Origin of the sequence: Sphingomonas xinjiangensis (assembly GCF_014199255.1) — a bacterium.
Classification (GTDB): Bacteria; Pseudomonadota; Alphaproteobacteria; order Sphingomonadales; family Sphingomonadaceae; genus Sphingomonas; species Sphingomonas xinjiangensis.
Window position 1 is genome coordinate 1 of the sequence record NZ_JACIJF010000040.1, and the last position, 9,686, is coordinate 9,686.

Here is a 9,686-nt window from a genome sequence, read left to right on the forward strand (position 1 = left end):
GATCGTCTTCCGCTACAAGGCCGGATAGGAGCTGGGCCGCACCGAACGACGGCTATTGGCGGCTCGTTTGCGGGCCGCCAATGACCAAAACTGGGGCGTTTCCGGCCCGGCCGCTTTCGGCGTCCGCTTGCCCGTCGCAAGGTCGTGGCTGGTGGAAAGCGGTTGGCGGGCGGCGCTCTGCCGACCCCAGCGATCGAGACTAATGCGCGCATGACTGATCGAGAAGGGCACATGCGAAGCGCGGTCCGACGAACGCCGGGCCGATATCGGCTCATCCGGATCCGCGGTTCGCCGATCCGGTTATCCAGAAAAGCGTTCCTGCCTAGTCGCCCCGCGGCTTGGCGGTCGGCCTGTCAGCTCTATCATTGACACAAGCAGATTTATGTAACAGATAATGTTGCATGAGTAGCGATGAGCGGCTTTCGCAATCTCTCATCTTCGGCCTTTCGCCAGACAAGGAATGATTCGGATGCGTTTGCTTCTCCTTACCGCGCTGCTCGCAGCCGCGGCGGTTCCCGTCGCAATCGCCGCGCCAAACGCCGTACCCGCCGCCGCACTGGAAGCAACGCGCATCGCCGATCGTAGCGTGACGATCGGCGACCAAACGGTCCGCTATCTGGAAGCGGGTCGCGGCGATACGCTGATCGTCCTCGTCCACGGCTGGCCGCAGAGTGCCGATGAGTGGCGCCAGGTCATCCCGAAACTCGCCGATCGTTTCCGGGTGGTCGCACCGGATCTCCGCGGCATCGGCGGGTCGCAATCGCCGTCGCGCGATTATTCCAAGGCGGCGCTCGCCCGTGACCTACACAGCTTCGTCCAAAGCCTAGGCGCCAAGCATGTCGTGCTGGTTGGTCACGACGTGGGCGGAATGGTCACTTATGCCTATGCCCGCCAGTTTCCCCAGGATCTCACCGGCGCGGCGATTTTGGACGTGCCGCTTCCCGGCTTCGCGCCGTGGGAGTATGTCGAGAAGCTGCCGCAGGCATGGCATTTCGATTTTCATGCGCAGCAACCGCTCGCCGAAGTGCTGGTGCAGGGGCGCCAGGCCGCCTATTTCCGCTACTTCATCGACCATAATGGTGCGAATACCAAGGCGATTGGCGATCAGGAGATCGCGCGCTTCGCGCAAGCCTACGCCTCGCCAGCGCAGCTGTCGGCCGGGTTCGGCTTCTATCGCGCCTTCCCGCGGGACAAGGAATTCAACGCGGCGCAGCGCGCTGCACTGTCCTTGCCGCTGCTGGTCGCCGGCGCCGAACATAGCCTGGGCGCGGGTGCCGCGGCGCTTGCCGGCGACCTGCGCGCGCACGGCGCATCCGACGTGCGGGTGGCAACAATAGACAAGTCGGGCCACTGGATCGCGGAGGAACAGCCGGATGCCGTCGCCGCGCTAATCTGGGAGTTCGCCGCGGAGGTAGGCCAGACGCCCCGGTGACCGGACGGAACGCTGAATGCAATTCGCATCCTCGAGCGGCCGGAGTAGTGGAGCGGCATCGAGCCAATGAACGGCCGCTTAGGGGGCGTTAGCGGAAGGGCAGCTTCCAGGAATGCACAATCGCGGCCGGATGCTTAGAGCTGTTGTGTCGTAACGATTCAGGGGGCCTGGCTTCATCCCAAGTTCTTCGTGGTTCGCACTGCGATCTAATCTATTGCCGCGTGCTAAACAGCCTCAGTAATCAAGCAGCTTCTCAAACACTCCCGACGGAGGTGGAGGATTGAAGGCCAAACCCGCGGCCTCCTTATGGCTCCAACGCACGCTGGCACTCAGCTGGGGGACCCCGCCCACTACTAGTGCAACGGAGCTCCCAACACTAAGCGGGCCAGTTACCGCAAGGCGGCAGCCAGTGGCGCAAACGTCCAGAACTACGGCGTCGATTGGGATGCAACCCTCACAGTTCAGGACAGCCGGAATGTTCGTTTTGTAGCGGCGGGCACGTCGCTCGTTCTCTCCGAAATACTCGCCGTCGCAGGACAACGTTATCGGCTGCCCTGCGGCTTGCAGGTGGGAAACATGTCCGTGACTGCCGCTAATCACATCGGCACTCCGTCATAGGTGATAGCGGCCTCAGACGATTCGTCTAGCATAGGGAACTCATTTGTCCGGAGCACGGCGTAACGCTTACAACCACCCCTCAGGGGACCCAGGCCCAAAACCATCAACATTCTTCCCCAGAACCACGGGCGCAGTCGGCTCCCGCTCTCAGTCAACCGAAGCACACTTATCTTTAAGCTTGTGACCGTCTCGAAGATTGTCGGAAATCTCTAAAAATTAGTGTCGGATCAAGTAGGGAGGACTGCGTACCGGCACGCACTCAGATTGGACTCCACGGGGCATCCCCACTCGCTCCGCTAAGTTACTGACGTCCTACGGGGAAACCCGACTTGTTGCTTCTCCTGAGTGGGGCAGCTGCGACGACTCCGCTATCAAAATCTTGCAAGACAACAGTTTCTCGCAACTAGTCGGGGTTTCAATGTTCACTCAGCTATCGACATCGCCGCGCTGCAGTATCAGCGTTGATGTTCCACCCGTGGCCAGGGACATGAGGCAAGCTGTCGCCTCGCTGAAGCAGGCACCTGTTAGCAAGAATCTGGCCCGGACTTTGGCCCTGCGGCTCGCCGAAACGACCGAGGATCGCGAGGGTGCAGGCCAGCTGCTCAACAGACGTTTTGGGTGGCGTGGCTATGGTTCGGAACACCAGATTCCGGATGATGAGAGTCACACGACGTTCATCGCGCTGGCGGACGAGGAAATCGTTGGGACAATCACCTTGGGGGTGGATGCACCTGGCGGTCTTGCCGTTGACTCGGTGTTTAAGGATGAGATCGACCGCTTCAGGGCTGCTCCCGGTGCTCAGGTCTGCGAGCTCATCAAGTTCGCCTTCGAAACTGAGCTCCCTGATCAGCAGAACCTCGCCATGCTTTTCCACACGGTGTTTCTCTATGGTTTGCAGAACCACCGGTGCACGGACCTGTTTATTGAAGTGAACCCTCGTCACCGCCGGTTCTACCAAAACATGCTTGGCTTTACCCCTGTCGGCGACCTCAGGACCAATCCATCTGTGGATGCACCATCGCAGTTGATGTGGCTGAACGTCTCTGACGTGGAGGAGAGCATCGCATCCTATCGATCTGGCGTTGGTATCACACGTACTCGGTCGCTTTACTCACTCTTTCTCTCACACAGCGAAGAGCGCGCAATCAAGCTGCGCCTCGAAGAGCGGAGACAGTCGGACCAGCTGCGCGGTCGCAATCTGATCGAGAGGAGCTTCCAGGCTGCGGCGTAAACATCGGTTCACGCTAGTTGCTCGTGTGGATTCCCGCTCTCGAACTGTCCACCTCATTAGCCGGGGTGTTCCTCGGAATGCCCGACCGCGCATGACATTTGGACAGCGACCATAAAATCGGCTCTGGCCGACCGTCTGAAGCTGGGAAAACTGAAAGCGCGTCATGGACGAGTTCTGCAGCACGTCAATTGCACCGTGACGTCGCCAACCCGTCTTGGAGGAGTGATTAAGAGAGCTCCGCCCGCCAAATCGCCGCCCCCCGTAGAAGATCGTAATGTAGCACATCGTAGTTCAAGCTTCTGGAATAGCACAATAAAAGCGACCTAGAGAAAGGTCGCTCCGATGAAATTCCACCGCACCCGTAACCTTGCTGTTGTCTCCGCCGTTTCAGCCTTCGCGCTGGCGATCTCCGCCTTCGCATCGCAATCAAGCGACGCCCCGGGGCAACTGGTTGCACCAACAGCAGCCAAACGCGAGTTCGCTACAGCCGCACCTGCACCTGCTTCGTTATTGATATCCGCTCCGATAGCAGCGCAGCAGTCTGCTACTTCGGTTGAGCCGGCCGCGTCCCTGTTTGGCGCGAACCTTTCGGGCGCCGAGGCAAGAGATGGCGACGCTTTGCGTCCTACGTACTCGGACCTGCAAGGCTACATCGATCATTTCGGCTTTAAGCTAATCCGCTATCCGTTCATCGATAGCCGAATGACACCCGCACGGATCAATGAGCTGCGCACCCTCACGGAGTACGCACGCTCAAGGGGCGTTCGAATGATCCTCGACAATCACACGTACCATTGGAAGTCGGTTCAGGAGCAGGTTGCGTTCTGGACGACCTTTGCACGCAACTTTCCCGATGACGGCTCGATCGTTCTCGACCTGGTCAATGAGCCCGGTGGCTTCAACGATCCCGTGGTCACGAACGATTGGATGCAGTGGATTCGTGATGCGAAACTTGTGATCTCCGGCCTGCGCAAGAACGGCATTAATCACCCTATTGCCATTCAGTATCCGCAGTGGTCGGCCTCGTTCCGATTTGATAAGGCTGAGCCAATCTCCAGGGCATGTGAGAGCGCCGGTTGCGCCATTGATCGTGACACGAACGGGCCACTTGATCCGCTCAATCGCACCTACATCAATGCCCACCGATACTGGGACAAGGGATCCAGCGGCACCAACAAGATCTGTGAAACCACCTGGGGGGCTAACAGCGGCTTGGATACCTTCGCAGCACAGCTGCGTAAGCGGGGACTGAAGGGGTACGTCACGGAGGCGGCGTTTGGATCCAGCTACGGGGTCGATACGACCTGCACGGGCATTGGGCAGGACGCCATTGCTGATGTTAAGGCAAACAGCGACGTCCTTCTTGGCATCACCTGGTGGGGCGGTGGGCGTATCTGGCCTGAAAGCTACCACTTCAAGATCGAGCCAGCCAAAGCCACTCGCTTCACCGCGGCTATACCGGCCTACACTCAACTGCTTCTGGGACAGTGACGATCTGCTCACCAAACGGGAAGCCGAACGTGGGACTCGAATGGCTTTCACATCGTGCATTTGTTTGGATGCCGCGCGAGGCGGCAGCTAGGCGCCAGGACCGGCTGTTCCGCCCAGCTGACCCGCTCCCTAAACCCGCCGGTGTTAATAGTCGGGATGGGTAGCGAAAGCGGAGATCCCGTGGTTTTGATTGCGATGTAAGCTATCGCACTTGGCATGGAGCTTCACGGACCTTTCGTCGAAAACCTCGAAGTTTAACCGGCGCTAACAGGCATAGCGGCGATGAATTCCGATCAACGCCACCGCAAGTCGGGACGCGGAGGCGTGAACGCCTGACTGTGGGTGAGAAGCTTCCGGTCTGCTTTCCTGAATACATTCCGCGAAGCGGACATGGCTCTTTCTGAGGGCGACTACGTTAAGGGCCTGTTGCTCAGCTGAGTTGCTGTTGATTGTGGATTTGCACCCTCTTCGATCACGACCAAGACGTAATAGTGAATGGTGAACATGACCAAGGTCCGGCACGCAGAACCTTCAGATCTATCGATGTTGATCCCGTTTGATCTGTTCCCTGGGGACAGGATCGTAGAGATCGTCGAGCGCCGTATGCTAGTAGCTGAGGTGTCAGGATCGGTCGTTGGATACCTCGCCTGGCAACACCGCGGCTGCCTCGAAAAGGACTACATCAACAAGCTCGTTGTGGCGGAGAGCTTTCGGCGTCAGGGTCTTGCCTCAACGCTGCTTGATGTCCTTTGTAAGAGACTCCGCGGTCGTGTCTTCATCGCTACCGGAGCGAGGAATATCGCTGCGAATGCGCTTCTTGCGGGCTGCGGATGGGCTTACGCCGGTGAGATCGTCGGGATACTGCCAGATGACGAAGCACAGGTCTTCTACCGGAAGGATCTTGGCTAAGTCTACCAAGCAGACACCTTGCAGTTGCTACGGCCCACATGGACCGCAGAACTCAAGTGCTAGACGGCGCTAATCGCCCACGAGCACTTACCGGATTGCGCAGCCAAAAACCAAAACTCAGGAGTTTTATGATATCGACGACAGCCTATGATACATTCGCCTAGACTTTTGTAGGTGCGCCATCGGCGAACGTATCAGATTACAGACGGACTGATTAGGCCTTTAGTGACTTCGCCATATTGAGGTGCGCCGTGACGATTGGGATCATGCCTGCAGCGAACGCCTTGAGCTGAGCATCCTCGCCATTTGCGCTGTAGGCTTTTAGTGCGTCCAGCGTCTTTTGATGGCCAGCCGCCTGCTCCGCCTTATAAGCTTGGTCTAATGCGGAACCGTTCAGGGCCTTCAGCTCGGCCAGCTTCTGCTGCTGCTCCGCATTCAACATCGGATCAGGTGTAATCGCTGGCGTGCTGCTGCCAGTGGCAGTTTTTAGCTTGGCGGTAGAGGCGGTGTGGGCCTCGATCATCTTGTTGGCGAAGGATTTCACCGCTTCGGATGAGCCGTTGGCGAGAGCTAGGCGAGAAGTTTCAATCTCGAATGCATCGCTCGCTGCGGCGACGTTCGCAAAGGTTTGGGCACCGCTCGGAGCTGCTACCGATGCTGTAGAGGCAACGGTGGCGCCGTCCGCCTCCGAGGTCGTGATAGTGTTGGTTTGGCCAGCATCGTTACCGCGCCCGCAGGCCGCAAGCGCCAGCAACGCGACGGACGTGACGATCGTTTTGCGCATTGGCATGGTAAGTTCCCCTGAGAGCGCATCGGCGCGCCTGCGGAATAACTGCAGCGCGACCCTGACGTTCCCAAGGCGGACCCTCACGCTTGCTCCTGTCGTTCATGCCGGGACCGCAGCAGCGGACACCATCAAAGGAACGGAACGATGAGCATCTTCGGCAACATCATGAGCAAGATCTTCCATCACAAACCGGCCAAGACAGCAGCCCAGCCAACGCCTGCTGCGTCGCCCGCTGCCACGCCGCAGGCGGTACCCACCCAGCCTGCAGCACCCCAGGCTGCAACCCAAGCAGCACCCGTAAGTGTCGATGTTGGCGCAGTCTTGGCTGAGATGGCGCCAATGCAGAATGGCGGGGGCAACTATCAGACATCGATTGTCGATCTGCTCAAACTGCTCGACCTCGACTCTAGCCTTACCGCCCGCAAGGAGCTCGCCAGCGAGTTGAACGTGCATGTGGCTGCTGATGGCTCTGCGGAGCAGAACATTGCGCTGCATAAGGCTGTGATGGCCAAGCTCGCCGAGAATGGTGGTGTGGTGCCCGACAGCCTGCGCAACTAAGCAACTGGTTCTTGCCGGGCGACGTTGGCCCGTCACCCGGCAGACTGTTCACGGTGTGACTTGATAACGCCTGTTCTAACAGCCCAGCCCGCTGAATTATTGCCACTGCCACCAGGCAATCCGCCGAGCTTCCCAGACCCACCAGCGCCAACGCCAGTACCGCTCAACGACGTCAACAACCGCGTACCGCTGCGTGGGCCCACAAGCGGTCGCCAGCAACGTGCTCTCCGCCCTTCAAGCCGCTGGCGTTCTGATTACGTAAAGGGGCGGCAGGCACGCAGTATCATCAGCCAAAAGCTATCTGCCGTGCTGGAGCACTTCGCTTGCGCCTCATCATGGAACCGGTGAAAGCCATCCCGATGATCGCAAAAGCCCATGTAGAGGGCTCCGGCACCGCTGTGATTGTAGTCTGGCCTGCGGCTAATCCCCCGAAAGGCTGAAAATCCTGATAGGTAAACTGTGCGGTCTTTCCTTGAAGCTGCTGCAGCGTTGGGTAGCTGAAGGCATATGATCCAAGATCAAAAGTGAGGGACGCTCCGCCACCTTGTGAAGCGCCTCCCGAGACAAAGCTCAACGTGCCGCCCACCTCGCGTCCTATCAACCGAGGAAAAAATCGACTTGAGAAGTCCACCCCGCCAATCTCGATATTGAAACCCATAAGCGGAAACTGAGACGTGAACTCGTCCTCGAAGCCAGGTAAATCCGTGTCATAAGTGACCTTCCCAGAGAAGGTCTGACCAACTTGAAAGAAGCCGCTAGTCCCTGGATCAGATCCCGGCGGCCCGTTGTTTTCGGCTTGGCTGAGCGTACCTGCAAAGCCATACTCGATAATCGCTGCAGACGCCGGCACGCCTGCCGAGCTCAAAAGAGCACAGGCCGCAATTAGCGAGCCGCTTGCCCCGTGGATTCGCATTCTGTTTCTCCCTCTTCGGTGAGTGCACCGTTGCCATAAGCACGCAAACGAAGACGATTTGTCCGTCAGAAGACGCAGCGGACTGATACAGAAATCCAAGACAGGATATTACCTGACTGTCGGCAGAAGTCTATAGGGATCAGAGAAGCTACCTGCTTGTTGTAGCGTCTTGAGATCCAATGCAAAAACCACAGGGCGTTCTTGCTCCAGATTTGTAGAACATCTTCGCTCAACGTACGCGATCTGGTCCCGTCGAGAGAATGCCATCCCTGGTTCTGTGCAACTCTGCTTCCACCACACGCAGTTCGGCATCCCACGCAGTAGCTGCGTCATCATCATTTCGGGTGATTGCACGAACGATTTCGTCGACAACCAGTTGATGGGCCTGTGCTCCATGCAAGCGCACGAACTCGACAGGAGAGAACGGTTCGAAATTGCTCATGGGTTTACAGAATGCGCTAGATGGCTGGATGTGTCCAGAACGTTTCAAGCGTACGCAAGTTGGACATTGGGAGGTCGGATCGCTCGAACAACCCCAGCATCAACTCTGCGACCTCATGAACTACGAAGAGTGATCGCACCCCTGAGACGCAGCACCAGCGAAGTTGATGAAGGCTTCGACTTATCCACGGTGCCCCAATCAACGGGATGCAGAACCGAGCCGGCTATTCCCGAGGATAGATCGCGATCTACTTGGAGACCACCCAGCTGATGCGATAAGGGCCTTTTCGCGCAGTGAGTGGCTTACCCTTCCGCTCAGCCCTACGCGCCCCTCCTCCAGTAAGCCCTCAACAGTTCCATTGACTACGGGCATTGCTTCGCCGAACGTGTTCGGTAGCGGCGCGAGATTCAGATTGTTTTTGGCATCAGGGCTTAAAAGCATGGCGATCCGCTCAGGTCGCAAGCCGAAGCTTGTCACCAATGCCCTGGTTCCTCCATTCAGACCGCACCCAGGAGCGGAGGCACATTCCTCTCGGCATGTCGCGGCGGTTAAGCGCCAGTAGCTGCCGTTCCGAGCCCCTCCCCCGCTTCCCGTAAGCTGCCGTCCATTCAGGTTAGGGTTCGGCAGGCAGACGTCGGTGTCTGGTGGAGAGCGGACCTTACTGGCTGCTCTTAGATGGGTCTGGCAACCGAGCAACTCGCTTCCAAGTAATTAGGTGATCCACTATGGCGAGCTCACGGTATTGGTTCATGTGACCATAGCCGTTGAGCCTGCCAACAGGCTTCGGGCAAGCGGATCGGCGACCCTTAAACGTAATGAGATATGCACCAGACTCGATTTCGCGAGGTGCTTCATTGTTCGTCCTTTTCGACCACTCCAACCATGTTCCTTCTGTATATCTACGCATTTCAGGCGTGAGCCTCGATGCACCGACAAACAGTTCAGACCGCTCAAAGTCGCGTATAACCAGGCCGATCATCCGTTCTGGCTTGGCAAGCGGAAAGCAGTCTTCGGCATCCTTCCAGAGTCCGCGCACACTCCCGCTTCCACACCGCTCGATTATGGCTTGATCCGTCATTAGCTTGGCGCATTGCTGGGGCGTAGGCGGCGACCCGCAGCCGGCGATTAAGAGCAGCAATGGCATATGCGCTCGAAGCATGAGCACGAGCATGTGGGACCGTCGCTAAACTGGCAAGCGCGATGTCCGCTTCTGGGCGGAAGCGGAACGGCTGCTTCTCTATCGCGGCCTGAGTCAACAGGCGAAGGCTACTCTCCGCTGCCGCAAGGGCACCGGTGTGGTGGATT

General features: G+C 58.2%; 9 protein-coding genes. 5 read left to right on the forward strand and 4 right to left on the reverse strand.

Annotated features, from left to right (window positions below):
* The first annotated feature begins 469 nt into the window (after window positions 1–469).
* Window positions 470–1,432, forward strand: a complete 963-nt coding sequence (locus FHT02_RS20755; protein ID WP_184092064.1) for an alpha/beta fold hydrolase — start codon at window positions 470–472, stop codon at window positions 1,430–1,432.
* 234 nt (window positions 1,433–1,666) lie between these two features.
* Here FHT02_RS20755 and FHT02_RS22340 read toward each other — a convergent pair whose 3' ends face one another.
* Entirely contained in the window at window positions 1,667–2,032 is a 366-nt protein-coding gene (locus tag FHT02_RS22340) for a PilZ domain-containing protein (protein ID WP_425506473.1), read from the reverse strand.
* Between the two features lie 493 nt (window positions 2,033–2,525).
* Here FHT02_RS22340 and FHT02_RS20760 point away from each other — a divergent pair, with 493 nt between their 5' ends.
* From FHT02_RS20760 to FHT02_RS20770, 3 genes are all read left to right on the forward strand, one after another.
* Window positions 2,526–3,281, forward strand: coding sequence for an N-acyl amino acid synthase FeeM domain-containing protein (locus FHT02_RS20760; RefSeq protein WP_184092066.1), 756 nt, complete (start codon window positions 2,526–2,528; stop codon window positions 3,279–3,281).
* A 342-nt stretch (window positions 3,282–3,623) separates the two neighbouring features.
* A complete protein-coding gene (locus FHT02_RS20765; RefSeq protein WP_184092068.1) occupies window positions 3,624–4,772 on the forward strand; it encodes a cellulase family glycosylhydrolase in 1,149 nt (382 codons plus the stop codon).
* A gap of 495 nt (window positions 4,773–5,267) precedes the next feature.
* Entirely contained in the window at window positions 5,268–5,681 is a 414-nt protein-coding gene (locus FHT02_RS20770) for a GNAT family N-acetyltransferase (protein ID WP_246352607.1), read from the forward strand.
* Between the two features lie 214 nt (window positions 5,682–5,895).
* Here the strand turns inward: FHT02_RS20770 and FHT02_RS20775 are convergent, their stop codons facing one another.
* Window positions 5,896–6,465 (reverse strand): DUF4142 domain-containing protein, encoded by a 570-nt coding sequence (locus tag FHT02_RS20775; protein WP_343057029.1) that lies wholly within the window; start codon window positions 6,463–6,465, stop codon window positions 5,896–5,898.
* 147 nt (window positions 6,466–6,612) lie between these two features.
* On the opposite strand from FHT02_RS20775, the gene FHT02_RS20780 reads away from it, so the two are divergent.
* Complete coding sequence (locus FHT02_RS20780) at window positions 6,613–7,026, forward strand: DUF3597 domain-containing protein (protein ID WP_184092072.1); 414 nt, start codon at window positions 6,613–6,615, stop codon at window positions 7,024–7,026.
* A gap of 286 nt (window positions 7,027–7,312) precedes the next feature.
* Here FHT02_RS20780 and FHT02_RS20785 read toward each other — a convergent pair whose 3' ends face one another.
* Both FHT02_RS20785 and FHT02_RS20790 read right to left on the reverse strand, forming a co-directional pair.
* On the reverse strand, window positions 7,313–7,939 hold the full coding sequence (locus FHT02_RS20785; protein ID WP_184092074.1) for a PEP-CTERM sorting domain-containing protein: 627 nt from the start codon (window positions 7,937–7,939) through the stop codon (window positions 7,313–7,315).
* 229 nt (window positions 7,940–8,168) lie between these two features.
* Window positions 8,169–8,381 (reverse strand): hypothetical protein, encoded by a 213-nt coding sequence (locus FHT02_RS20790; RefSeq protein ID WP_184092076.1) that lies wholly within the window; start codon window positions 8,379–8,381, stop codon window positions 8,169–8,171.
* Window positions 8,382–9,686: the final 1,305 nt, after the last annotated feature.